This is a genomic window from Mycobacterium sp. smrl_JER01, from assembly GCF_048513595.2.
GTDB lineage: Bacteria > Actinomycetota > Actinomycetes > Mycobacteriales > Mycobacteriaceae > Mycobacterium.
The window spans coordinates 3,473,338-3,496,671 of record NZ_JBLXXK020000001.1; the positions used below are offsets into that span (position 1 = coordinate 3,473,338).

Genomic DNA, 23,334 nt, shown 5'->3' on the forward strand with positions numbered 1-23,334 from the left:
GTGCGCGCGGCCGGATGCCGGCCGCCTGGGACGCGGTCGTCGCCGAGGATGCGGGTGAGTACGAGTGGATTCCACTTCGGCTGCCCCCCGAGGTCACCCGCCTCAACGCCTCGATCCGGTTGTCCATCGAAGCCGAGTACCGCGGCTGGGAGCTGACCCGGGTGCGGCTCTACACCGACGGATCGAGGCGGGTGCTGTTGCGGCGCAAGAGGCGCCCCGGCGCCGTGCCCGATCCCGAACAGCCGGGACTGTAGATGTACGCCGCATTGCGCAAGGCCCTGTTCCTGGTGCCGCCCGAGCGGATCCACACCTGGGTGTTCACCGGGTTGCGGGCTGTCACCAAACCCGAGGTGCTGCGCACCCGCCTGGCGCGTCGGCTCGCTCCGCACGATCCGATCCTGGCCAGCACCGTATTCGGCGTGCGCTTCCCCGGCCCACTGGGTCTGGCGGCCGGCTTCGACAAGGACGGCCTCGGCGTACACACCTGGGGCGCACTGGGTTTCGGATTCGCCGAGATCGGCACCGTGACCGCGCAGCCGCAGCCGGGCAATCCGACACCGCGGATGTTCCGGCTGCCCGCCGACCGAGCCCTGCTCAACCGTATGGGTTTCAACAATCACGGCGCGGCGGCGCTGGCCGCCCGTCTGGCGGGTCAGGTGCCGGACATACCGATCGGCGTCAACATCGGCAAGACGAAGGTGACACCGCCGCAGCAGGCGCCCGAGGATTACGCCGAAAGTGCCCGCCTGCTCGGGCCTCTCGCCGCCTACCTGGTCGTGAACGTCAGCTCGCCCAACACCCCCGGCCTGCGTGATCTGCAGTCCGTCGAATCGTTGCGTCCGATCCTGACCGCCGTCCTGGCCGAAACCACCACACCGGTGTTGGTCAAGATCGCCCCCGACCTCGCCGACGAGGACATCGACCAGATCGCGGATCTCGCAACCGAGTTGGGGTTGGCCGGGATCGTGGCGACGAACACCACGATCTCCCGTGCCGGTCTGACCACCGCGGCCGTGGCCGAGCTCGGCGCCGGCGGCATCTCCGGTCCCCCGGTTGCCCGGCGCGCGCTGGAAGTGCTGCGCCGCCTCTACGCCCGGGTCGGCGACCGGCTGGTCCTGATCAGTGTCGGCGGCATCGAGACACCCGAGGACGCATGGGAGCGCATCGTCTCGGGCGCCTCGCTGGTGCAGGGCTACACCGGGTTCGTCTACGGCGGCGGGTTGTGGGCCAAGACGATCAACGACGGTGTCGCCGCCCACCTCCGCGCGAACGGGTTCTCCAGCCTCGCGGCGGCGGTCGGGTCGGCGGCGCGTTAGCTCTGCTCGTAGGTCCCGGTGATCAACGCGCGCGCGATCGCGTGGCTGAACAGGTTGAAGCCCAGGTATGCCGGGGTGCCCTCGGCAGGGATGTCGAGCTTCTCCACGTCGACGGCGTGCACGGCGACGATGTAGCGGTGCGCCCCGTGTCCGGCCGGAGGTGCCGCACCGATGAACCGCTTGAGCCCGGCGTCGTTGGCCAGTGTGACGGCGTCGCCGGGAAACCCACTCGCGCTGCCGTCACCGACTCCGGCGGGCAGGTCGGTGACCGTGGCGGGCAGATTGAACACCGCCCAGTGCCAGAACCCGGACGCCGTGGGGGCGTCGGGATCGAACACCGTCACTGCGAAGCTGCGGGTCTGTTCGGGGAACCCCGACCAGCTCAACTGCGGTGAGATGTCCGATCCTCCGGCGCCCATGATGCCGCTGACCTGGTCGTTACCCCACGGCTCACCGTCCTTGAACGACTGCGACGTCACCGTGAAGCTGGGCAGCTCGGGCAGGAAGTCGTACGGGTTGTAGGGAAAGGGCACTGCGCCACTCCTTCTCGTGTCGGATTTCTAACTGTGCAGCAGGAAGTGCTCGAGGACCTGCGCACCGAACTTCAATGCATCCACGGGTACCCGTTCGTCGACGCCGTGGAACAGCGCGGCGAAGTCCAGATCCGGCGGCAGCCGCAACGGGGCGAAACCGAAGCAGCGAATTCCCAAGCGTGCGAAGTGCTTTGCATCGGTGCCACCGGACAACATGTAGGGCACCGTGCGCGCCTCGGGGTCGGTGGCCACGATCGCGGCGTTCATCGCCGCGAGCAACTCGCCGTCGAACGGGGTCTCGTAGGAGGGCAGGTTGGTGATCCACTCGCGTTTGACGTCCGGGCCGATGATCTCGTCGACCTCGCGCTCGAAGTCCGCGAGCCGACCCGGCAGCACCCGGCAGTCGACGACGGCCTCGGCCGTGGCCGGGATGACGTTGGCCTTGTACCCGGCCTTGAGCATCGTCGGGTTGGCGGTGTCGCGCAACGTGGCCCCCACGATGCGCGCGATCCCGCCCAGTTTGGCCACCGTGCCTTCGATGTCGGGTGCGGCGGGGTCGAAGGTGTATCCGGTCTCCTCCCCGACGGCGGTGAGGAACTGCTCGACCGATTCGGTCAGCACGATCGGGAAGCGGTGCTTGCCCAGCTTGGCGACCGCCTCGGCGACGGCGGTGACGGCGTTGTCGTCGTGCACCATCGACCCGTGTCCGGCACGGCCGCGCGCGGTCAGGCGCATCCACAACATCGCCTTCTCGGCGGTCTCGATCAGGTACAGCCTGCGTTCCCCACCGTCGCGGCGCGGCACGGTCAGCGAGAACCCGCCGACCTCACCGACGGCCTCGGTCACACCGTCGAACAGGTCGGGGCGGTTGTCGACGAGCCACTTGCAGCCGAAGTTACCGCCGGCCTCCTCGTCGGAGACGAACGCGAACACCAGGTCGCGGGGTGGCACGATGCCGGCACGTTTGAAATGCCGCGCGACGGCGATCATCATGCCGACCATGTCTTTCATGTCGACCGCACCGCGCCCCCACACATAGCCGTCCTCGACGGCGCCCGAGAACGGGTGCACGCTCCAGTCGGCGGCTTCGGCGGGCACCACGTCGAGGTGTCCGTGCAGCATGAGCGCACCCCGCGAGCGGTCGGCGCCCTCGAGCCGGGCGAAGACATTGGCTCGGCCCGGCGCACCGGCTTCGATGTGCTCGGTGACGTAACCCACCTCGGCGAGTTGGTCGGCAACCCAGCGGGCGCATTCGGCCTCACCTTTGGTGGTGGCGGGATCCCCGGTGTTGGACGTATCGAACCGGATCAGCGTGCTGACCAGATCGACCACTTCGTCACTCGGCGTCGCAGCACTCCCCAGTCCAGTCACAAGTCCCTTTCTAACACTGCCCGGCTTTCCTGGTTTGGGCCCGGGGCGGCTCATCCGTTAGCCTTAGCTGCCCACAGCAGGTCCGAGTGGCGGAATGGCAGACGCGCTAGCTTGAGGTGCTAGTGCCCTATTAACGGGCGTGGGGGTTCAAGTCCCCCCTCGGACACATCCGGCGACACGACTCAGATCGGCCGTCGCCTTGACTTGTCGCAGATGCGGATCGTAATCAAGGCGGAGCCCCAGGCTCGCGTACACCTCGGCGCGTTCGGCCCCGGTAGCCTCGCCAAGCACAGCCGATAACCCACCCAGCTGTTCGACCAGCTCGCTGATCTGTGTTGCCGACATAACACTCGGCCGCTCTGCTCGCTCAAGACTGGCCCTCAACTCGTCACGTTCAGCGGTGCGCCGTTGCAACGCCGCACTCAAATCCTCAACCGCCACACCAGATTCCACCGCGCTGACCAAGGCGGCGATCTTGCGATTCACCTCGCCTAGTTGGCGCTGCAGAGCCGCGTAGCCGGCCCCTGCAGTCGGATGCATGTCCTGCCCCCGCGCCAGGTCATCGGGATTTGCAAGACTGGCAATCCAGCTGTCGAGCCGAGGCGTCAACGCGTCCTCACGAAGGTAGACAGTGCGCGGGTGATCGCTCAGATCGACAGGTACCGAACGCGACTTACCGAACTCGCAGCGATAGAGAATGCGCGTTGTTTGCTTCCCTGGACGGGCTGCGCCCTGCATACGCCTTCCGCACGCGGCGCAGTAGAGCAGCCCACGCAGCGCGTACGGCACAGTCGATTCCCTGCTGCATACAAGTCCCGGACCCCGCCGGCTCTGCATCCGAAGTCGAACCGCCTCCGCCAGTTCATCGGAAACCAAGGCCTCGTGCGTCCGCCGGTCCGGGGTGATCCAGTCCCCCTCGTTCCGCCATCGCATTCGCGTGTCATACCCCGCGGCGACGTCATCGGGGTCGACCAGGACCTCGTACTTCTCCTGCTTGCCCCACACGCGGACACCACGATAGGCAGGGTTGTCGAGAATCGCGCGGATCGCCGAATGGGACCATCCGCGCGGATCGCGGTGACTATTCCGGGCCGGGTCATACTGGCTCGGCGACGGTACGCAATCGTCGGTGAGCTGCTGCGCGATGTACCGCAGGCCAGCGCCATCGGCATATGTGCGGTAGATCCGCTCGACGATCGGAGCGGTCACCGGATCGGGTTCGAGGCGGTGAAGGCGCTGGCCAAGATTCGCTTTTGCAGGGTTCGGGTGCGGGCCAGCGTCGACGAGCCGGTAACCATACGGTGGTCGACCACCGAGATATCGGGACGTGTCCTGCGCGAGAGCGGACATCGCCGTACGGACGCGCACCTGGATTCGTGCACGCTCGCCCTTGCTCATCCCGCCGAAAAGCGTCATCACCAAGTCGTGCGCTTCGGAGCCGGGATCAACCGCGCCGCCGACCTCCGGCACCCATAGGCCCACGCCGTAGTGCGTGAGCACCGGGAAAGTGAGCGCGAACTGCGGCCCATAGAAGGCACGGGCCGGTTCCCCGATCACCACGGCATCGAAGCCACGGTCTCTGGTCGTGACATCAGAGAGGAGTCGCGAGGCCTCAGGCCTGCGCTTCCACGGGAGAGAACGGCTCTGGCCCACATCGAAGTAATCAGCAACGACAACTCCCCCGTGCGGAGCGATCAGATCGACTGCCCGTCGCTTTTGCCAACTACGGCTCGCCTCCGGATCTTGAGCGTCCTCGGTGCTTACTCGGCCATAAAAGGCGAACCTGATGGTCACGCGACTCCCCTGTCTCCTCCGAGCGTCCGGTCCCGTACGGCCAGTATTACGCGGATCAGGGCGCGGTTGGCTTCGCACGGGAGGGCATAGTCTTCGGGCACCACAATTTCAGCACCTCCCTCTGACAAAATCCGAGCACTGACTTGGTCGCCGCCTTCAGAATGAGGGTGCCCGGTGGTGGAGCTGTCAATCATCACGGCGCCTCCGTCGATCCGATTGCTGGTCGCGGACCTCCACCAATCCGGTGCGTCTGCTCTCGATATGTCGCAGGCTCGCTGAAACAGCCAGGACTCGGTCGCCCGTCGTAGCATGACCAGCACGATCGAATTCCCATCCAATCTGGTCTGCGATGTCCGTCTGATCATGTTGCGCTGCTGCGGGTTTGGCGTTTTGGGCGCGGGTCCATTCGGCACGGTGGATACGTAGTGCTGTCATGGTGGTCGAGTAGTGGCGGGATTTGGTGGTGATGTGGCCGCGGTAGCCCAGGGTGTGTAGCCAGCGGCCTATCCCGGTCCACGGCGACTCGCGCGTGGTATTGGTGGCGGCGTGGTGATCGAGAGCGGCGATCGCGAACAGTATGGACCGGATGTGCTCGGTAACATCAAGGGCGGCAATGGCTTCGGTAGACAGGCGGCGGGCGGCGATCCCGAAGTCCTGCAGGCTTTTGGTGACGTATTTGGCGAGGTAGCGGGCCACGCGGCGCGCAGACAACCCGCTGGCCGGGCCGGCATCTGAATCATCATGGATGACGGATGATTCGGCGGCCAGCGATTGAGTGTCGATCTGACTGCCGAACCGCACGGCGACCCCGGCGGTGTCCTCATCGCAGGAAGTGTGAATGATGTGACCAGCAACCGCGCGGTGCGGGTCTGGGACGGTGATCGCGATGCCGCCGGCGGCGCGATGAATGATGCCCGCCAATGCCGTGGCCGTGATCGGTGACTGCCATCGGGGTCCGGTCAGATGACGGGGCTCCGCACCACCGGAGGCGGCGCGGCCGTAACTCTTCGGCTCACCCGATGACGTCGTGTCGTCGTCGGAGGGGTCGAGGCGAATGAGGGCGTGGATGTGCGGGACAGCGCGGGCTTGCATTTCGACGACTTTGACGAAACTGACTCGCACCGAATCCGGATCAAGACCTCGGGCATTTAGTTCCTGCCGAACCGCGCGGCGCAGGGAGATGGTGAAGCGTCGCCACAGTTCGGGCAGGTGCCAGCTGAACAGCACGTGGGACAGGTAATCGTAGCAGGGTCCGCACAGGGGCTGCCCGACAAGTGAATCAGTGCGGTCGTGAATGTGATTGCACCACAACAGGTTCCCATGCGCGCACCGTTCGGATTGGCCGGCGTTGCGGTACTCGCGGCAGACGGTGCCGGTAGCGCCATGCACCGGCCCGAAGCTCGGCGCGGTCAAGGTCAGGAACACCTGCGGACGGGCACTGACACTGGCGGGGACGTGGTGGTGGCCACCGGCGGCGCCGGCATGCACCAGCTGCCAGGTGTCCCGGGCATAGAGGTCCGAACACGATGGGCAGATGTGGGCGCGGCGGTTGTTGCAGCGGGTCCACACCACCTGCGCACGCCCGAAGCGGTCAACGCCGGCCAGTTGGATGGGGTGGGCGCAGAACCCGACCGATTCGGCGCGCCGCCACCACTGATCGAACCCTGCCGTGGAAGCGCGCCGCACCATCTGACTGATCACCGCATCGACGTCGATGGCGATGCCGGGCGTTGTCGGGATACCCGGCAGCGTGATGGCCGGGTACCAATCCTGTCCATTCGATAGAGCATCTGGGGTGGCCATCGTTTACCCCTGGTCCTCGGTGCCGGTGCTGTCGTTGCCCGTCGCGTTGCGTCGACGCGGCCGGGGTGCATGAAAGGTGCGGACCAGAGCGGCGATGTCAGGATCAGTGACGTAGAAGGCCCGCACCCGTGTGGGTTGTGCGGTGCCGTCGATCATCACGTAGCCCACGCCGGGTGTGCGGTCGTCGATGTCCTCGCATACCGCCCCGCCGTCACGCGCGCCCTGGCCCAAGACCATGGTTGTTTGGGTGGCCTCGGTCAGCCGCAAGCCGACCCGGACAGTGAAGAGCTGGCGTACCGGCAGGGTGTCTTTGGCGGGGTCTTGGATCGCCGCGATCACCGAGATGCCGACGGCCCGGCCCTGTGACAGCAGCAGTCCGAGGAGGTGCTCGATCTCGATCCGGATTTTTCGGTCAGTGACGTAGGCGGTGAGAGCGGCCAGTTCGTCAATCACCACCGCGAACAACGGCTCCGCCACAGTCGGTGTGTGCAGGCGGGTGCGACCGCGGAGGCGGTGCGCTCGTTCGTTCATCACGTCGACCAGGGTGCGCAGCAGCTCCACGGTGGTGCCGGTGGCATCGTGGGTGAAGGCGGTGAACATGGGTGCCCCCGCACTTAGTTCCATGCCCCCTTTGGGGTCGATCACGCACAGCCGCACTTTGCCGGTCCGCACGTCGGGGGCCAGGCCGGCGATCAGCGACCACAGCACCGACCCTTTGCCGGCTCCGGAGGCTCCCGCGATCAGGACGTGATGACCGAGTACAGGCACCTGCCACAGGTCGCCGCTTTCGGTGGCACCTGCACCGATTGCCGCCAATTCCACGGGTGTGGTCGGTGTGGGCAGCGGCAGTGCGATCGGCTCGGCCAGCACATCGGCACGCATCACTGTGACCCGAATCTGACCGGGTGTGGTAGCGGTGATTGTTACCCGTTGTGCGCGCCAGGCTGCAGCGAGGGCTTCGGTTTGCTTGTGCCAGTGGGTGATTGACTGGCCGGTCACGATCGTGACATCGAGAACGTCGACGTCGTGGCCGATGCCGATGGTCCGCAGCGCCGGGACATGCTCGCGGTCACCATGTTTCGCGGTAAGTCCGTGCATGGCGCAGACCCGCGACCAGGACCGTTCGTAGCGAGACCAGCGCTGGAAATAGTGATACGGCGGGTTGATCACGTACTGCTCAAACGTCGTCTCATCCAGGACCGCCCAGACCATGTTGGCGGCGATGAATCCGGCCAAGGTGAACATCGCGATGTTCAGGCCCTGCCAGATGCCAACACCACACGTGATCACGACCGGTACGCCGAGCAATGGGAAACGCAGTCCCCAGCCCAGCAGATGCGCGATACCGGTGACGATGTCGACCAGCAGTTCGCCGATCCAGTCGTCTGATCCATCATTTTTGTTGCTGTTCTTACTATTTGAAGTGTTCGACATCGTGTCCTGACTCTCACGAAAAGTAATACGGGGAGCGGGAAACCCGACCGGCCATCTCATTCCGAGAGCGGTTCAACCAATCGGCACGGATGGCCGGGCGGGCACGGCGGAGATTTACTGGCGCGGTCCAGCGGACTTGCCCTCAGAGACGGTGATCGCATCAGCCCGATACGCGACACCCGCCCGACCGTTCTGATTCCACGGTGTCGCCACAAGGTTGACGACCGTGACCTGCTGTCCCACAGTGACTTTCGGTTCACCCGGGACGGTCACCGTCAACACCTCTGCACCGTCCGAATCCAGGGCCATCAACTGGACCTGCCAGAGCACCAACCCGGTAGTCTTATCGACCTTGGGTTGACCGGTCTCGAAATCTGTACGTGCTTCAGCGGTTTTCGTGCACATCCATGACACCGCCGCGGTGTCAATCTTGAGTTTCATTGATTCTCAGTCCTTTTCCTGTGGTTGAGTCGCGCCCAGGTGAGCGCTAGCACCACTACACGCGGACACGACGGACACCGACAGGGCCACCGCGGGACACCTCAGACATGTCGGACACGGCCTCGGACATCGACGGGCACGTTCGTGACCGGTCCATGTCTGCATCGGTTGCGCCGACCTCTGACATGGCCTTATGCAAAAATCGTGTCCATGCAGGCTCAACCGACCAGTTGACCAGCACAGGGAGGGGAATCGGGTGGTGCACGCAGATGACGGCGACGCCGCAGCCACCACGGTGCGGAATATCGCGTTGGAACGAGCGATACGTGTCAAAGGCATCAATGCACGCAAACTCGCCGGACTGATCGACGTCACCGAGAAGACGGTGGGACGCTGGCTGGCCGATGCTGACTGGAAAGTTCAACGCGTCAATGCACAGGCTGCCGCTGACGTGTTGGAATGCACGCCACACGAGCTGTGGCCAACGCAATTCCCGGCCGACCTGACTGGTGGTCGCTCTGCCTCGGCGACTGCGATCACCTTCAGGCCGACGTTCTACGCCACTCGCACGCAAGTACCAATTACCCTGTGGCAGAATCACTTTGCCAGCGCCAGGACGTCAATCGATATCCTCGTCTTCGCGGCCACATTCTTGTTCGACACCCTCGACGGATTCACGACCACCTTGGTCGACGCCGCGAAGCGCGGCGCACAGGTGCGCTTTCTGGTAGGTGACCCGAGAGGGGAAAACATGGTCCTCCGGGGTCAAGAGGAAGGAATCGGTAACTCCGTGATCGCTCGGAGCCGCAACTCTGTCGAGTTGCTCACACCGCACCTGCAGACGTCGGGTCTGCAGGTGCGAACGCATCAAACGACCCTCTATACGTCGATCTTCCGGGTCGATGACGACATGATCGTCAACTTCCACGTCTACGGCTCTGAACCATCCCGCGTTTGATGCGCACCTCCTTCCTTGGGAAGGTGCATGTCATGCCGAGCAAGTACGACCCGGAGACCCGAGCGAAGGCGGTCCGTCTGGTGCGCGAGCACCGGGAGGACTATCCGAGCGAGTGGGCGGCGATTACCGCGGTGTCCAAACGGTTGGGGATGAACGCCGAGACGCTGCGTAATTGGATTCGCCAGCAACAGGTCGATGACGGTGATCGAGACGGGGTCTCTTCGGAGGCGGCTGCGGAGATCCGGGCGTTGAAACGGCGTAACGCCGAGCTGGAGCAGACTATCGAAATCCTCAAGGCGGCAACGTCTTTCTTCGTGCGGGAGAGCGACTCGCGCAACCGCCGCTGACCGCTACGGTCTGCGAGTTCATCGCCGCCCACCGGGACCGTTTCGGGGTCGCTCCGATCTGCCGCGTGCTCACCGAGCACGCCGTGCCGATCGCCCCGCGGACATTTCATGCCTGGGCGGTGCGGGCGCCCTCGAAACGGGCCCTGTGGGACGCCACGATCACCGAGATCCTAGCCGGCTACTACGAGCCTGATGAGCACGGACGCCGCAGGCCCGAGTCGCTGTACGGGTCGCTGAAGATGTGGGCCCATCTGCAGCGTGAGGGCATCCCGGTGGCCAAGTCCACCGTGGAACGCCTGATGCGCAAGAACGGCTGGCAAGGCGTGCGCCGCCAGAAGAGGGTCCGCACCACGATCCCCGACCCGGAGGCGGTGCGACCGCCGGACCTGGTGGACCGCCAGTTCGGGGTGGCCGCACCCAACGTGCTGCTCGTGGCCGACTTCACCTACGTCAAGCTCGTCACCGGCGTGTTCGTCTACGTCGCGTTCGTCATCGACGTCTACGCCGGGTCGATCGTGGGCTGGGAAGCCTCGGCGTCCAAGCACACCCGCTTCGTCGAATCCGCGCTGCGTCAGGCCGCTGCACTGCGTGCCCGCCAAGGCCATCCCGTCGACGGCGCAATCCATCACAGCGACGCCGGCTCGCAGTACACGAGTGTGAGATTCGGTGAGACACTGAGCCTTTCGGGAATTCGCCCGTCTGTGGGCAGTGTTGGGGATGCCTTCGACAACGCGCTGGCTGAGACGACCATCGGCCTGTACAAGAACGAATGTGTCCGGGCGGATTCCCCGTTTCGCCGCGGCCCACTGAACACCGTGGGCGACGTCGAATACATCACCGCCGACTACGTCGCCTGGTACAACCAGCAGCGCCTGATGCACCGCCTCGGACGCATTCCGCCGGCCGAAGCCGAAGCCCGCTACTATTCCCAACTCGTGACCGGTAGACCGGCCGGATCACAGAAACCTGAGGGTGCATGAAACCCGGGACGGTTCACTCACCGGGGCGCAACAACCCGGTTATGGTCTTCTCCCGCTCCGACGAACCACGACTCTGGACAACATTTGAGGACGCATTCACCCGAGTCTGGGACCAGGCAGAGCCACTACCCACGTCGTAAGAAGAAAGGACTGCTGATGGCGCGCACCGACTACTACAACGATCCCGACGCACCGACCCCCAACAGCGTCGTTCCGTCAGCGTCCGCGATCGTCACCGACGAACAGGGCCGCATCCTGCTGGTTAAGCGACGTGACAACACGTTGTGGGCACTGCCCGGAGGTGGCCATGACATCGGTGAAACGATCGAGCAGACCGCAGTACGTGAAGTCAAAGAGGAGACCGGTCTGGACGTGGCCGTCGCCGGCTTGAGCGGTATCTACACCGACCCTGCGCACGTCGTTGCGTTCACCGATGGTGAAGTACGTCAACAGTTCTCGCTGTGCTTCACTACGACCGTACTAGGTGGCCAGCTCGCCATCGACCACGAAAGCATTGACATCGCCTGGACCGACCCCGTCGATATCGCGGCTTTGGACATGCACCCCTCGATGCGGCTACGCATCACCCATTATCTGGACCAGCGGCCCACGCCCTACCTCGGGTAGACAGGCCGGTTTCACTGCCACGATTGCACGCGACGCACCGCGGCCAGCAAGTCCTCACGCGACAAACTGACCGCACGGTGCACCGGATCATCGGGTCCGTAGCGATTGACCACCTCGTCTAGACGTACAGCAGCGGACACCGGCGAACCGTCGGGTCCGCTCGTCAAATCGCAGAACGTCAACGCATCCAGCACCTCGGCCGCTGGCTCAGTGAACTCAGCCAGCCCATCAATGCCTCGCATCACTGCTTCCACTGCAGCGCCGGAATGGAACGCCACCAACGACACCACCAGTTCCGGGAAGCCCTGCGAGCGCAGAAACCGTGCTCCGTCCAGCGGGTGAAATCCCGTTGCCCGCACATCCGGCCCGTAACCGATGTCATGTGTCCATGCCGCGGCCACGAGACAATCACCGGCCTCCGCGTCCAGATGCGGCCGTATCCTCTCCGCTGTCGCCGCGACAGCCTGCACATGCTCCCAGCGCCGCCCAAGGCCGGCAATCTGCTCCTCGGCCAACGACCGCGCACGTTCCACCATTGCGACGCTCATACCATCAGCCTACGAGTCGACTGACGAAGCGGTGGAGCGCGAGTCAAATCGACGGTCAAGCCGCCAAATGCGTTTCCGCGACATCAACCGGGGACGGCTACCGTCCGCTGGCGCTCCCGTCCGCCGCCCCCAAGAAGTCCAGGCCACACATACGATCGACCGTCGCGGCCGGCGCTGACTTGCTGGCCCACTCGTACACAATCGATGACCTCACCGTGGGCAAACGAGTCAGGTCTAGCCTCGACCATGCCGGCGCTCGCGCCTCCCCGGCCGGAACAGCAGACCGCTCACTGCCAGCGATGTGAGAACTTTCTTTACTGAGATCAAGTAACTAGAGTCCGATACGCTTGGCGATGATCTCGTTCATGATTTCGTTGGTGCCGCCGCCTATTCCGAGAATCCGGCAGTCTCGATAGTGTCTCTCGATCTCAGACTCACGCATGTAGCCCATCCCACCGAAGATCTGAACCGCCTCGTTGACCACGTAGTCGCACGCATACACAGCGGTGTTCTTGGCCATCGACACCTCGGCAACGACATCCTCCCCTGCTAGCCACCTCTGCATGACAGCACGGGTGTAGGTGCACGCCACGTCGACCTGTCGAGCCATCTCGGCAAGCTTATGGCGAATGACCTGGCGCCCCGTCAACGGTCTACCGAACGTTTCACGCTCCCGCGCCCAACTCTTGGCGAGATCGAGAGCCCTATCCGCCGTCGCGTACGCCTGGACAGCGATGCCGAGCCGTTCAGCCTGAAATTGCTGCATGATCTGCAAAAACCCGCTGTTCTCTGCCCCCACCAGGTTCTCAGCCGGTACGCGAACGTCGACGAAAGACAACTCGGCGGTGTCGCTACATCGCCACCCCATCTTGTCCAACCGGCGGGACACTTCAAATCCAGACGAATTCTTGTCGATCACGAGCAATGAAACTCCCCCGTAACCCGGTCCGCCGGTGCGTACCGCCGTAGTAACGAAGTCCGCCCGAACTCCGCTGGTGATGAACGTCTTTGCTCCGTTGACCACGTAGGTGTCGCCATCGCGCACTGCGCGTGTGCGCAAATTCGCGACATCTGAGCCTGCCCCAGGCTCGGTAACGCCCAGCGAGCCGATCATCTTTCCTGCGAGCGTCGGACGGACATATCGTTCAATCAGGACTTCGGAGCCATTGGCGGCAATGTGGGGAAGGGCAATGCCATGGGTGAACAAGGCGGCGCAGACGCCAGTGGACCCACCTGCGGCCAGGATGGCCTCAGTGACCAGTGCAGAGTCAATCGCGTTGCCGCCGCTGCCGCCGACTTCTTCCGGGAACCCGATTCCGAGAAGCCCGACCTCGGCAGCGTTGAGGTGCAGGTCGCGCGGGATCTCACCCACCCGCTCCCATTCCGCTAGCTTCGGCGCGATTTCACGTTCGACGAAAGACCGCGCCATTTGACTCAGCGCTCGTCGCTCCGGCGTAGTCCACACCTTCGGGGCGACAACGAAACGAGCTGCCCCATCCTCGCATGCCGTGGTCGTGCCTGCGTCCGTCATCTCAGCCTCCGCGAGAATTTGATGGATTGATTACAAGGTGGCTGATGCTTGCCGTCCTCAGGATGGGCAAGGAGGACGCGACGCGCAGCAGCCTAAGCGGTCCGGCGGCGTGTAATCTGCAGCGGCGCAAGGACGTGAACATGAGAAGTGAAGCATGGTTCTCTTCAGAACCGGACGAGCCCTCGGATGTTTTTTCCTGAACGCATATCCTGGTAGCCCTCATTGATTTGGTCGAGGGAGTATTCGCGGGTGACCAACTCGTCGAGCTTCAACCGCCCGGCCGAGTAAAGCTCGACCAGCCGCGGAATATCGTGTGGCGCATTAGATGAGCCATATAAGGCGCCACGAATCTGCTTTTCGTAAAGCGTCATCTCCAGCAGTGACCCTGAGATCGACGACTCGTCGGGATGCCCGATGGCCGTAACCACGACGCGTCCGCGCTTTCCGACCAAGGCCAGCGCTTCGGCGGTATAAGAGGCCTCAGCCACATCAGTGGTGAGGATGCAGACATCGGCCAGCTTGCCCAGCGTCATATCGCTGACTAGCGACCAAGCTTCATCCATCGAGGCGGCGGTATGCGTCGCGCCGAACCCGCTCGCTTGCTCTCGTTTGAACTCCACCGGATCGACCGCCACAATTGCCAGCGCCCCCGCGATTCGCGCGCCCTGAATCGCATTCATTCCGATTCCGCCTGCTCCCACTACCACGACGGTGTCCCCGGCGCGCACCTCCCCAGTCCGCACCGCAGATCCGTAGCCGGTCGTGACGCCGCAACCGATCAACGCTGCCCGATCGAGAGGGATTCCGCCGTCAATCTTGACCACGGATGCCTGCGGCACCACTGTGTACTCGGAAAACGTTCCGAGCAAACACATCTGCCCGACGTCCTCGCCTCGTGCGTGAAAGCGATAGGTGCCGTCGACCTGCGGTCCCATCATCAGCGCCGCTCCCAGATCACAGAGATTGCCCATGCCGCGCGCGCAGTAGGAGCAGCGCCCACACGAGGGGAGGAAGGTCAAGATGACAGGATCACCTTCGGACAGATCCTCAACCCCTTCGCCGCACTCCGCGACTGTGCCAGCACCCTCATGGCCCCCTACTACCGGCAATGGGATCGGGAGGTCGCCGGTGACCAGATGTTCGTCGGAATGACACAAGCCGGTGGCCGCCAGCCGCACGAGGACCTCCCCGGGACCTGGCGGATCCAACTCGACTTCTTCGACCTCCCACTTCTGCTCCAAGCCCCACAAAACAGCGGCACGTGTCTTCATGCTGAAGTCCCTTCTATCTAATGACGCTTCTGAAGTAGTTATCCCGACTGCGCACGGTCACAAGAACTCGTCCTGTATGTCTCCCGACATGTCGCCGTAGGCCGCGGCGACCACTCGCCCGCACCCGGGCTCGTACCGGACTGGCATCACACATCGAGCAGGTCGTGACGCTTGTCGGCTTCGAGGATTGCCCGATATTCTGGAAAAAGGTTTTTCGCCTGCGGAATTAGCTTGATCAGTTTCGTGACAGGACCTTTCGCTCGTACCGTTCCTTTGGCCATCGCCATGGTCAAGTTCACCTTCCCCAACCAGAACCTGTTACCGGTATCCGCGGACATGAACAATTCGACATTCGGTGTAACGCCGCTGTCCGCGCCGGTCTCTATCACCCTCTTCGGCATATCCACGGTTACTACCGCATCTGGATCGGTGTAATGAATCCGCAACACCACCCCGGACCCGGCAAGTCTGTTCGCAAGGTCTTCGTTCTCCAACCCTCGTCGAAAGATTCCGGCGAGGTAGCGGTAAACCTCTTCCGCATCAGCGAAGACAGCCATCGTGAATCTCCATTCTGGTTGACGCAGTCCAAGCACTCAAGAAAAATTCCGTTGGGTCGCACCCAGTTTGATTTCCACCGCAGGTAACCTGCATTCATAGGAGTAGATTTCCTGCCTCCCTCAGCGCCTGCGCGAGTCGACGTTCGGCTTGCGGCAACTGCGCAGCGAGACAGGCCGCGCCACTCGCTCGCCGGCGCGGATGTGCACCGCGTTCGTAAGCCGTTCGCGCGACAGCGGTCCACAGCTTAGATGCGGTCTTCGCAGCCTCCGCTGCTCGGAACGCAGGTTCGAAACCCAACTCTTCAGCGACGCGCCGACATCCGCGTGCCTGCAGATCTCGGAAAAGACCGCCTCCGGTTCCGGCCTTTTCGATGAAGGCGCTCAGCGCAAACAAGGCACCGTCGAGGGTGTCGTCGTCAAAGATCTCCGGCCACCCCTTGAGGTCCTCCACAAACGTCGACACACCTGATAATCCACGCGCCTGAGATTCACAATCGGAGCCCTCGGTAATCGGCGCGCTCACAAACGAACCCTGCATCGCGTCCGCAGACCTACGGAAGGCCGACCGGGCAGCATTGCCGAGATCTGGTGCCGCGCTGGGCCACTCGACCACGTAGGTGGTGTGCCGCGTGGGGACGGGAAATCCCGTCGATGCGCGTGCCTTTCGCAAATTCTCATAAGGCACGGCTTGAGGTACATCGCGATCGTTATCGACTACGAACGCGAGTTCCTCGTCGTCGTCGTACCCGACGATCACGACATCGTGTCGGCTCATACTCAGACGCGTTCTCAGATAGGGCAATTCGGCGATGTCAGTCCACACCATGACCGGGGTACCGGCATCGATCTGTTCGGTCACCCATTTCCAACCGAGATCGGGGTCGTCTGTCGAGCGGCACTCGAAGCGCGCACCCAACCGGGTCAAGTATTCGTCTTCGAGGTCCGCGCTGCGTCCAACGAGGTAGATCGGTGGATTTAGGTGCGCCGAGCGAACATACGAGAAGTCGAGGGCCCCGCCGAGCGCAAACACGGTACCTTCGTCCGGGGTGTGTCCACCCCAACGGACCCCCGCCCATTCGGTCAAATCCCGAAGAGCGCCCGATCCGCAATGGCCGCCCATGTCGTGGCGATACGGCACCACTATCGATGCCATCAATCCTCCTCCAAGTGACTAACGTGCAGACGGCAACTTATCTGAGTCATAGGGAACGCGAGATGATTTCCTTCATCACCTCGTTCGTGCCGGCATAAATTTTTTGCACGCGCTGATCCACCCACAATCTGGAGATGGGGTACTCGGTCATGTAGCCATATCCGCCGTGAAGCTGCATACAGTCATCGAGCACCTTCATCGCTCGCTCCGTGGTCCACCACTTCGCCATGGCGACGGTCTGCACGTCGAGTTGACCCGCAAGGTGCAGGTCGATGCAGTAGTCGAGGAATACTCGCGCGATGCGCGTTTCAGTCGCAGCTTCCGCCAAGGTGAATTTGGTGTTCTGGAAGCCGAAGACGGGCCGACCAAACGCCTCCCGCTCACGCGTGTATTTGAGCGTCTGCTCCAGGGCGAGTTCCATCGATGCGACAGCTCCCACCGCGACGATGAGTCGCTCTTGTGGCAGCTGCGTCATCAGCTGAATGAAGCCCTGTCCCTCAGCCTGGCCCAGTAGATGCGAGCGCGGAACTCTCACGTCGTCGAAGAACAACTCGGAGGTGTCCTGGCCGCGTTGGCCGATCTTGTCGAGAACCTTGCCCCGCCGGAATCCGGGCCGGTCAGCCTCGACGGCGATCAAAGAGATGCCCGCAGCGCCCTGGCTCGGATCTGTCTTGGCAACAACGATGATGAGGTCGGCCTGTTGGCCGTTGGTGATGAAAGTCTTGGAGCCGGTGACTACGTACTCGTCACCGTCCAGGATGGCTTTTGTCTTGACGCTCTGCAGATCGGACCCAGTCCCCGGTTCCGTCATGGCTATCGCCCCGATCATTTCACCGGACGCCATCTTGGGAAGCCACTGCGCGCGCAGCTCTTCAGTCGCGTAATGCAGGATATAGTGGGCGACGATTCCGCTGTGCAGTCCCGCACCCCATGAGCTGTCACCGATGCGGGCCTGCTCTTCGAGCACGACCGCTTCGTGCGCGAAAGTTCCGCCCCCTCCGCCGTATTCCTCGGGTACGGACATGCAGAGCAATCCCAGCTCGCCCGCTCGGTTCCACAGTTCTCGGTCGACGTGGTGCTGGTCGGCAAAGCGTTGCGCATGCGGCGCCAATTCGGCCGAGAAGAACTTCGAAGCGAGATCACGAAGCTCGAGTAATTCTGCATTCATCCAGGGAGAGATTGGGGACGACATGATTACCTTCCGACTGTTGAAATTCCAGGGATTCGACGTTATTGCGTTTCGATTTTGATGAGGTATTCGCCGGCAGCGTGGCGCGCACGGATGGCCTTTTTGTCGTACTTTCCGACGCTCGTCCGCGGAATATCGGACACGAAGCTCCATCGCTCAGGAACCCACCATTTGGCGACTTTGCCCGAAAGGAACGATCGGAGTTGGTCAATGTCAACGTCGGTTCCTGGGTGGATGACGACAAGCGCCAACGGCCGTTCCTGCCACCTATCGTCCGCGACGCCGACCACCGCCGCTTCGTACACGGCAGGGTGCCCGATCAGCGCGTTCTCCAGCTCGACCGAGGAGATCCATTCGCCACCTGACTTGATGACGTCTTTCGAGCGGTCGGTCAGGGTCAGATAGCCCTCGGCGTCGATCCTGCCCACATCACCGGTACGCAACCATCCGTCGTCGAACTTCTCCGTATCGTTGTCTCCGAAATAAGAACCGGTGATCCAAGGGCCGCGCGCCTGAATTTCCCCAACTGACCGACCGTCCCACGGCACGGGTTTCCCGTCGTCGTCCCGCAACCGGATTTCGACACCGCAGATCGGCCGGCCCTGGGATGCGCGCATCTCCCATCGTCGCGTGTCGGCTCCGCGAGCCGGACGTGCAACGGTCGCCAGCGGAGAGGTTTCGGTCATCCCCCATGCCTGCACAATGGGCACGTTGTACTTCTCTTCGAACGCCCGCATCAAGGAAAGCGGAACAGCAGATCCCCCGCACGCCACCAGCCGTAGCGAAGAAATGTCCCGCCCAGGGTGCGAATCCAGATATCGGTCGACATCGTTCCAGATCGTCGGCACTGCACCGGCTACGGTCGGCCTGGTGTCTTCGATGATCGACACCAACGGCTCGGCCTGGAGAAACCGGTCGGGAAGCACCAAATCCGCGCCGGACATCAACGCGGCGTAGATAAGCCCCCAGGCATTGGCGTGAAACATCGGGACGATGGCCAGCACACGGTCGGCCTCGCTGACTGACAACGCGTTAGCTGTGCAGGCGGCCAGGGAGTGAAGGTACGTCGAACGGTGGCTGTAGACGACGCCCTTGGGATCTCCGGTGGTGCCGCTCGTGTAACACATGGCCGCGGCCGACAGCTCGTCGAGCTCAGGCCAGTCAAATGACTCTTCCTGACTGGCAAGCACTTCCTCGTAACGCAGAACCGTCTTCCCGCATCCCTGTAGCGGGGCAAGGTCGCCCTCTCCGGTAACGATGACGGTGTGCACCGACGCCATCGCTGGGAGCGCGCGCGCCAACAACGGGGCAACCGAAGCGTCGACGAGGACGATCTGATCGCACGCGTGGTTGGCGATGTACGCGAGTTGCTCCGGGGCCAAACGAATGTTGAGCGTGTGCAGGACCGCTCCCATGGACGGAATCGCACAGTAGGCCTCCAGATGCTCTTGGTTGCTCCACTGGAAGGTGGCCACGCGTTGGTCTGCCGTGATGCCAAGGCTGCGCAGCGCATTGGCAAGGCGAGCCACTCGCGCCAGCAGACTACGGTAGGGCGTTCTGCGATACCCATCTCCGGTCGGAGTGATGACCTCGCTGTCACCGTGTATGGCTGCCGCATGCTGCACAATCGCCGACACCGTGAGAGGAACATTTTGCATGGTGCTTTGCATGGTGAAGGGCCCTTTCAGGCGAAGAGGTCGGGACGGCTGTTCGGCTGGTCGATGAATGTTCCGTAGTGCGTTCTCAAAGCCTGCACGATGTCCGCTAGGGGTAGATCGTCGTAGGCTCCACGGTCACGGAGATATTCCATGTGCTGGGTGCCGTCCCCGGTGAACCCGTGCAGCAGCGCGTCGCTACGCCCGTCGAAGTCGATGGGCGAGACACCGAACCGTGCGCACAACTCCCGATTGAACGCCGGGGTCGCCTTGACCCATGCACCGTTGAGAAGCATGAGACTGTAACCGTGATAGACGAAAACGTCGGTACCACCCATACGCTCGCGCAATGTCTTGGTCTGGAAGTGGTTTCGGACATCGGCGAACCCCAGCCGCGCCGGGATTCCCGCCGCTCGGCACGCTGCAGTCAGGAGCACGGCCTTCGGGATGCAGTAGGCTCGTTCTGCGGTTGCGACGGTGCTGGCGCGATAGGCGTGCGGGTTGTCGGTCACCGTGTACGGGTCGTACCAAATGGAGTCACGGACCGCGGTGAAGATGGCCATCGCCTTCTCGGTGTCGCCGCAGGCACCACGGATGGCCGATGATGTGAAGTCACGCACCGAATCGTGTTGCCAGTCAAGGAACTCCGTGGGATCGAGGTAGCGCCTGTGGCCAAAGGTCATCGGCGCTTCATCTCCAACGGAAGTCCGTCCACCGGAATGGGCAGCGAGGTGTTGTCCCACCGGATGTGGTAGTTCTGCGGAACCGTCCAGGTGAACGAACGCAGCATCCTGTGCAGGATTGCTTTGACCTCGAGGGTCCCGAACTGCATGCCAATGCACTTGTGCGCTCCACCACCGAACGGTACCCAGGCGAATCGGTGGTGTTGGTCCTCACGCCGAGGCTCGCCAAAACGTGAGGGATCGAACCGGTCCGGATCACTCCAGATCTTCCGATCGAAGTGATTCACGGCGGGCGTTATGGCGCACAACGTGTTCGCGGGGATGTGATATCCGTCGATGGCGACATCTCGAACCGTCTTGCGCATCACCAGCGGAACAGGTGCAAGCAGTCTGAGCGCTTCCTTGAGCACAAGGTCGATAACCGTCATCTTCTCCAGGGCTTCGATGTCTGGCAACCCGTCACCGACGGCCTCGGCTTCCGCAGCCGCTGCCTCCTGCCACTCCGGATACTTGGCAAGGAAATAGGCAACCGCAGTGGTGGTGATCGTCGATGTGTCGTGGGCCGCCATCATCAGGAAGATCATGTGATTCACCACGTCCTCGTCGGAAAACCGCTCCCCGTCCTCGGTGGTGGCTTGACATAGAGCAGCGAACAGATCGTTCGTCTCGCCGGCTCGCGCGGCCGGCAGATGCCGGAAGAAGTAGTCCTCCAAGACGCGCCGGCCTCGCACACCAGCGCGGAATCTGGTTCCCGGAAGGGGAACACGCACAAGGGAACTCGCCGCCCGGACCGTGGCGACGAACGCCTTGTTGACAGCATCGCTCTCGTCCTTACCGCGGCCGCCCATGAAGACGTCAGTGGCTATGTCGAGGGTGAGTTCCTTCAGCAGTGGGTAGATGCGAACCGACGGACCCACCGGCCACGCGGGCACTGCCGTGCGAACGCGTGGGGTCACCTGTTCGACATATCCGGTCAGGCGGGGACGCGTAAACGCCTCTTGCATGATGCGCCGGTGCATCAGGTGCTCGTCGAAGCTCATGAGCATCAAACCGCGATGGAAGAAGGCGTCGATCAGGAAGGACCAGCCGTCCTGAGAGAATGCCTTGGATTCGCTCGTGAATGCCTCGCGAGTAGCGTCCGGGCCGGCGATGACCACCATCTTGGTGCCGAACGCGCCCATCCACGACACCGAACCCAGACGGTCGTAACGCTCCCGACTGAAATCCGAGCCGAATCGGATGTAGTCGAGTGTGTGACCCACCAAGGGCAGTCCCGCGTCCCCCCGGATAGCTTTCAACCCACTTCCCGCGGGTACTGGTGACAGTTCACGAACCGGCCAACCACGGCTCCATCGACGCCATCTGTCGTCGACGGCGTCAGGCGCGGGAACCATGATCACAGAGGACAACCGCTCCTTCGTGTGGCGCGCAGGCGCGAGAAGATGATTCGTCATGGTTGCTCCTCCTGGACACTTGGCCGCTCTGACAGGCGTTGCCACTAGTCTTTACAAGTGTTCGATTAATGTCAAGATCTGGACAATCTCGATCTAAGTGGTCAAGTTTGCGCCTCGGGGCCCTGAGCGCTGCGGCGACGCAACAGCTTCCATTCGGAACTGCCTTTTACCGCTAGGGGCCCAACCTTTCTCAAGACGTAATCGCTGCTTCGCGGATTACGGGTGAGGAGTCGGTAGATGAAGGTAGGGCCCGGCCAGTTCGTCGGGATTTCCCCACTCGAGGTCCGATACCAGCTCGCACAGAGCGCCCACACCGACCTCCCTAGTCGCCGTTTCAAGCGCGTGTTGTAACGCTGCGCAATCTCTGACTTCACATCGATCGCATGACCTGGATGGGCAGCCACGACCTTGATGAGCGTTGCGATGTGACGAACTTGTGACTCGATCATGTAGAGGATCGACCCCGAGCCCACATTCGTGTTAGGACCATAAAGCAGGAACAGGTTCGGGAACATGGGGACAGCGATGCCCAGATATGCGTACGCCTGGGCCTTCCACACCTCGGCCAAGGAGACTCCGTGGGAGCCGCGCACGGACATCGGGGCGAGGAAATCGGTGGCGCGAAACCCGGTTCCGTAGATCACGACATCTGTAGGACGAAATTCGCCGTCCTCGGTCGTGACACCCTTGTCGCAGAGTTTTGCAATCGCGTTCGGCACCAACGACACGCGATCACTCGCGACTGCTGGATAGTAGTCATTCGAGAACAGCACTCGCTTGCACCCTGGCGCGTCGGAAGGCGTTAATTGCTCGCGCAGAGAGCGGCTGGCGACCTGCCGATGTAGGTGGTGGCGCGCGATCACACCGAGGACCCGTGAGAGGGGCTTCGCGTCGACTAGCGTCACAGCGAGCAACTCGAAAATGAGCCATACCGCGAAACGCTCGAGGCGCAGCGCCATCGGCAATAATTCGCTCACCCTGTGGTGACGGCCTCGATATGTGCTGTCCCATTTCGGGAGAATCCACGGAGCCGTACGCTGGTACAGCGTGACATGCTCCGCCTCCCGGGCGATGTGTGGCACGAATTGGATGGCACTTGCTCCTGTGCCGATGACGGCGACTCGCTTGCCGCGAAGCGACACCGATCGGTCCCAACGTGCCGAATGAAAGCGCGGCCCCTGGAAGGAGTCTGCGTCGGCAATATCGGGTATGTAGGGCAAGGAGAGCTGACCCACAGCCGACACGACGACATCGCAGGTTATTGTCTCGTTCGAGTTCGTAGCCAGGGTCCAACGCCCGAACTGCTCATCGAAGCTCAGGTCGACAACTTCGGTCTCTGTGCGTAGATGTGCGTCCAGTCCGCCACTCTTCACGAGTCGTTGGAGGTACTCGAGTATCTCGGGTTGCTCGGCATATCGCCGTGACCAGCGGGCATTGGGCTGGTAGGAGAGCGAGTACAACGCAGACGGCACGTCACAGGCCGCTCCCGGGTAGGTGTTGTCACGCCAAACACCCCCGATGTCTGCATCCTTCTCCAGTATGACGAAGTTCGTGAAACCGTCCTTCATCAGCCGGTGAGCCATCGCAACCCCAGCAAAGCCGGCCCCGATGATCACGATCGACGGATCGTACGCGCGACGGGCTGTCGCGAAGTCGCTGCTCATGAGACAGAGAAGGCTGACTTGACGC

21 protein-coding genes and 1 tRNA gene are annotated in these 23,334 nt (G+C 62.9%); 6 read left to right on the top strand and 16 right to left on the bottom strand.

From position 1 onward, the window contains the following. Positions 1 to 14: 14 nt before the first annotated feature. Both ACNUDN_RS16375 and ACNUDN_RS16380 read left to right on the top strand, forming a co-directional pair. Positions 15 to 254, top strand: a complete 240-nt coding sequence (locus ACNUDN_RS16375) for a DUF5703 family protein (protein ID WP_419122932.1) — start codon at positions 15 to 17, stop codon at positions 252 to 254. After that, positions 255 to 1,316 carry a quinone-dependent dihydroorotate dehydrogenase gene (locus ACNUDN_RS16380; protein WP_419122933.1) on the top strand — a complete coding sequence of 354 codons (1,062 nt, stop codon included), beginning with the start codon at positions 255 to 257 and terminating at the stop codon, positions 1,314 to 1,316. Here ACNUDN_RS16380 and ACNUDN_RS16385 read toward each other — a convergent pair. Both ACNUDN_RS16385 and ACNUDN_RS16390 read right to left on the bottom strand, forming a co-directional pair. Further along, a complete protein-coding gene (locus tag ACNUDN_RS16385; RefSeq protein WP_419122934.1) occupies positions 1,313 to 1,849 on the bottom strand; it encodes a YbhB/YbcL family Raf kinase inhibitor-like protein in 537 nt (178 codons plus the stop codon). The two genes, ACNUDN_RS16380 and ACNUDN_RS16385, sit on opposite strands and share 4 nt — an antisense overlap. Positions 1,850 to 1,876: 27 nt before the next feature. Then, complete coding sequence (locus ACNUDN_RS16390; protein WP_419122935.1) at positions 1,877 to 3,220, bottom strand: M20/M25/M40 family metallo-hydrolase; 1,344 nt, start codon at positions 3,218 to 3,220, stop codon at positions 1,877 to 1,879. Between the two features lie 80 nt (positions 3,221 to 3,300). On the opposite strand from ACNUDN_RS16390, the gene ACNUDN_RS16395 reads away from it, so the two are divergent. Continuing rightward, a tRNA-Leu gene (locus ACNUDN_RS16395) sits at positions 3,301 to 3,386 on the top strand. Here ACNUDN_RS16395 and ACNUDN_RS16400 read toward each other — a convergent pair. The 4 genes from ACNUDN_RS16400 to ACNUDN_RS16415 form a co-directional block, all read right to left on the bottom strand. Then, entirely contained in the window at positions 3,368 to 5,014 is a 1,647-nt protein-coding gene (locus ACNUDN_RS16400) for a recombinase family protein (RefSeq protein ID WP_419122936.1), read from the bottom strand. The genes ACNUDN_RS16395 and ACNUDN_RS16400 overlap by 19 nt on opposite strands. A 186-nt stretch (positions 5,015 to 5,200) precedes the next feature. Continuing rightward, positions 5,201 to 6,817, bottom strand: coding sequence for a replication initiator (locus tag ACNUDN_RS16405; RefSeq protein WP_085149520.1), 1,617 nt, complete (start codon positions 6,815 to 6,817; stop codon positions 5,201 to 5,203). 3 nt (positions 6,818 to 6,820) lie between these two features. Continuing rightward, positions 6,821 to 8,251, bottom strand: coding sequence for an FtsK/SpoIIIE domain-containing protein (locus ACNUDN_RS16410; RefSeq protein ID WP_085149517.1), 1,431 nt, complete (start codon positions 8,249 to 8,251; stop codon positions 6,821 to 6,823). Between the two features lie 114 nt (positions 8,252 to 8,365). Then, positions 8,366 to 8,692: an SCO3933 family regulatory protein gene (locus ACNUDN_RS16415; RefSeq protein WP_085149514.1), complete on the bottom strand. Its 327-nt coding sequence runs from the start codon at positions 8,690 to 8,692 to the stop codon at positions 8,366 to 8,368. 259 nt (positions 8,693 to 8,951) lie between these two features. On the opposite strand from ACNUDN_RS16415, the gene ACNUDN_RS16420 reads away from it, so the two are divergent. From ACNUDN_RS16420 to ACNUDN_RS16430, 3 genes are all read left to right on the top strand, one after another. Next, positions 8,952 to 9,650, top strand: coding sequence for a hypothetical protein (locus ACNUDN_RS16420; RefSeq protein WP_498450161.1), 699 nt, complete (start codon positions 8,952 to 8,954; stop codon positions 9,648 to 9,650). Between the two features lie 32 nt (positions 9,651 to 9,682). Further along, a protein-coding gene (locus ACNUDN_RS16425; protein ID WP_419122764.1) for an IS3-like element ISMysp3 family transposase occupies positions 9,683 to 10,977 on the top strand; the annotation gives its coding sequence in 2 pieces (ribosomal slippage) (positions 9,683 to 9,956 and positions 9,956 to 10,977; 1,296 coding nt in all). A 156-nt stretch (positions 10,978 to 11,133) separates the two neighbouring features. After that, complete coding sequence (locus tag ACNUDN_RS16430; RefSeq protein WP_085149512.1) at positions 11,134 to 11,604, top strand: NUDIX hydrolase; 471 nt, start codon at positions 11,134 to 11,136, stop codon at positions 11,602 to 11,604. Between the two features lie 11 nt (positions 11,605 to 11,615). On the opposite strand, the gene ACNUDN_RS16435 is transcribed toward ACNUDN_RS16430, so the two are convergent. From ACNUDN_RS16435 to ACNUDN_RS16480, 10 genes are all read right to left on the bottom strand, one after another. Further along, the gene (locus tag ACNUDN_RS16435) at positions 11,616 to 12,152 is read right to left on the bottom strand and encodes an HD domain-containing protein (protein WP_085149509.1); all 537 of its coding nucleotides are present in this window, start codon (positions 12,150 to 12,152) and stop codon (positions 11,616 to 11,618) included. A 331-nt stretch (positions 12,153 to 12,483) separates the two neighbouring features. Then, a complete protein-coding gene (locus ACNUDN_RS16440) occupies positions 12,484 to 13,683 on the bottom strand; it encodes an acyl-CoA dehydrogenase family protein (protein ID WP_083080113.1) in 1,200 nt (399 codons plus the stop codon). Positions 13,684 to 13,847: 164 nt separating this feature from the next. Then, on the bottom strand, positions 13,848 to 14,954 hold the full coding sequence (locus tag ACNUDN_RS16445; protein WP_083080112.1) for an NDMA-dependent alcohol dehydrogenase: 1,107 nt from the start codon (positions 14,952 to 14,954) through the stop codon (positions 13,848 to 13,850). A 146-nt stretch (positions 14,955 to 15,100) separates the two neighbouring features. Continuing rightward, positions 15,101 to 15,511 carry an SCP2 sterol-binding domain-containing protein gene (locus tag ACNUDN_RS16450; protein WP_083080110.1) on the bottom strand — a complete coding sequence of 137 codons (411 nt, stop codon included), beginning with the start codon at positions 15,509 to 15,511 and terminating at the stop codon, positions 15,101 to 15,103. A gap of 94 nt (positions 15,512 to 15,605) precedes the next feature. Continuing rightward, on the bottom strand, positions 15,606 to 16,664 hold the full coding sequence (locus ACNUDN_RS16455) for a BtrH N-terminal domain-containing protein (RefSeq protein WP_085149506.1): 1,059 nt from the start codon (positions 16,662 to 16,664) through the stop codon (positions 15,606 to 15,608). Between the two features lie 46 nt (positions 16,665 to 16,710). After that, entirely contained in the window at positions 16,711 to 17,856 is a 1,146-nt protein-coding gene (locus ACNUDN_RS16460; RefSeq protein ID WP_085149503.1) for an acyl-CoA dehydrogenase family protein, read from the bottom strand. Positions 17,857 to 17,894: 38 nt separating this feature from the next. Continuing rightward, positions 17,895 to 19,511 (bottom strand): fatty acid--CoA ligase, encoded by a 1,617-nt coding sequence (locus ACNUDN_RS16465; protein ID WP_110775401.1) that lies wholly within the window; start codon positions 19,509 to 19,511, stop codon positions 17,895 to 17,897. A 26-nt stretch (positions 19,512 to 19,537) separates the two neighbouring features. Continuing rightward, positions 19,538 to 20,191, bottom strand: coding sequence for a transglutaminase-like domain-containing protein (locus tag ACNUDN_RS16470; protein WP_085149497.1), 654 nt, complete (start codon positions 20,189 to 20,191; stop codon positions 19,538 to 19,540). After that, complete coding sequence (locus tag ACNUDN_RS16475; RefSeq protein WP_085149494.1) at positions 20,188 to 21,645, bottom strand: cytochrome P450; 1,458 nt, start codon at positions 21,643 to 21,645, stop codon at positions 20,188 to 20,190. The genes ACNUDN_RS16470 and ACNUDN_RS16475 overlap by 4 nt, the downstream gene beginning before the upstream one ends. A 101-nt stretch (positions 21,646 to 21,746) precedes the next feature. Beyond that, positions 21,747 to 23,309, bottom strand: a complete 1,563-nt coding sequence (locus ACNUDN_RS16480; protein WP_419122938.1) for a flavin-containing monooxygenase — start codon at positions 23,307 to 23,309, stop codon at positions 21,747 to 21,749. Positions 23,310 to 23,334: the final 25 nt, after the last annotated feature.

Coding starts and splice junctions, on each gene's coding strand:
- ACNUDN_RS16435 (WP_085149509.1), bottom strand. CDS start 12,152: ATGAGCGTCGCAATGGTGGAACGTGCGCGGTCGTTGGCCGAGGAGCAG.
- ACNUDN_RS16450 (WP_083080110.1), bottom strand. CDS start 15,511: ATGGCTGTCTTCGCTGATGCGGAAGAGGTTTACCGCTACCTCGCCGGA.
- ACNUDN_RS16475 (WP_085149494.1), bottom strand. CDS start 21,645: ATGACGAATCATCTTCTCGCGCCTGCGCGCCACACGAAGGAGCGGTTG.
- ACNUDN_RS16480 (WP_419122938.1), bottom strand. CDS start 23,309: ATGAGCAGCGACTTCGCGACAGCCCGTCGCGCGTACGATCCGTCGATC.
- ACNUDN_RS16445 (WP_083080112.1), bottom strand. CDS start 14,954: ATGAAGACACGTGCCGCTGTTTTGTGGGGCTTGGAGCAGAAGTGGGAG.
- ACNUDN_RS16415 (WP_085149514.1), bottom strand. CDS start 8,692: ATGAAACTCAAGATTGACACCGCGGCGGTGTCATGGATGTGCACGAAA.
- ACNUDN_RS16405 (WP_085149520.1), bottom strand. CDS start 6,817: ATGGCCACCCCAGATGCTCTATCGAATGGACAGGATTGGTACCCGGCC.
- ACNUDN_RS16440 (WP_083080113.1), bottom strand. CDS start 13,683: ATGACGGACGCAGGCACGACCACGGCATGCGAGGATGGGGCAGCTCGT.
- ACNUDN_RS16380 (WP_419122933.1), top strand. CDS start 255: ATGTACGCCGCATTGCGCAAGGCCCTGTTCCTGGTGCCGCCCGAGCGG.
- ACNUDN_RS16470 (WP_085149497.1), bottom strand. CDS start 20,191: ATGACCTTTGGCCACAGGCGCTACCTCGATCCCACGGAGTTCCTTGAC.
- ACNUDN_RS16430 (WP_085149512.1), top strand. CDS start 11,134: ATGGCGCGCACCGACTACTACAACGATCCCGACGCACCGACCCCCAAC.
- ACNUDN_RS16375 (WP_419122932.1), top strand. CDS start 15: ATGCCGGCCGCCTGGGACGCGGTCGTCGCCGAGGATGCGGGTGAGTAC.
- ACNUDN_RS16465 (WP_110775401.1), bottom strand. CDS start 19,511: ATGCAAAATGTTCCTCTCACGGTGTCGGCGATTGTGCAGCATGCGGCA.
- ACNUDN_RS16410 (WP_085149517.1), bottom strand. CDS start 8,251: ATGTCGAACACTTCAAATAGTAAGAACAGCAACAAAAATGATGGATCA.
- ACNUDN_RS16455 (WP_085149506.1), bottom strand. CDS start 16,664: ATGGCATCGATAGTGGTGCCGTATCGCCACGACATGGGCGGCCATTGC.
- ACNUDN_RS16460 (WP_085149503.1), bottom strand. CDS start 17,856: ATGTCGTCCCCAATCTCTCCCTGGATGAATGCAGAATTACTCGAGCTT.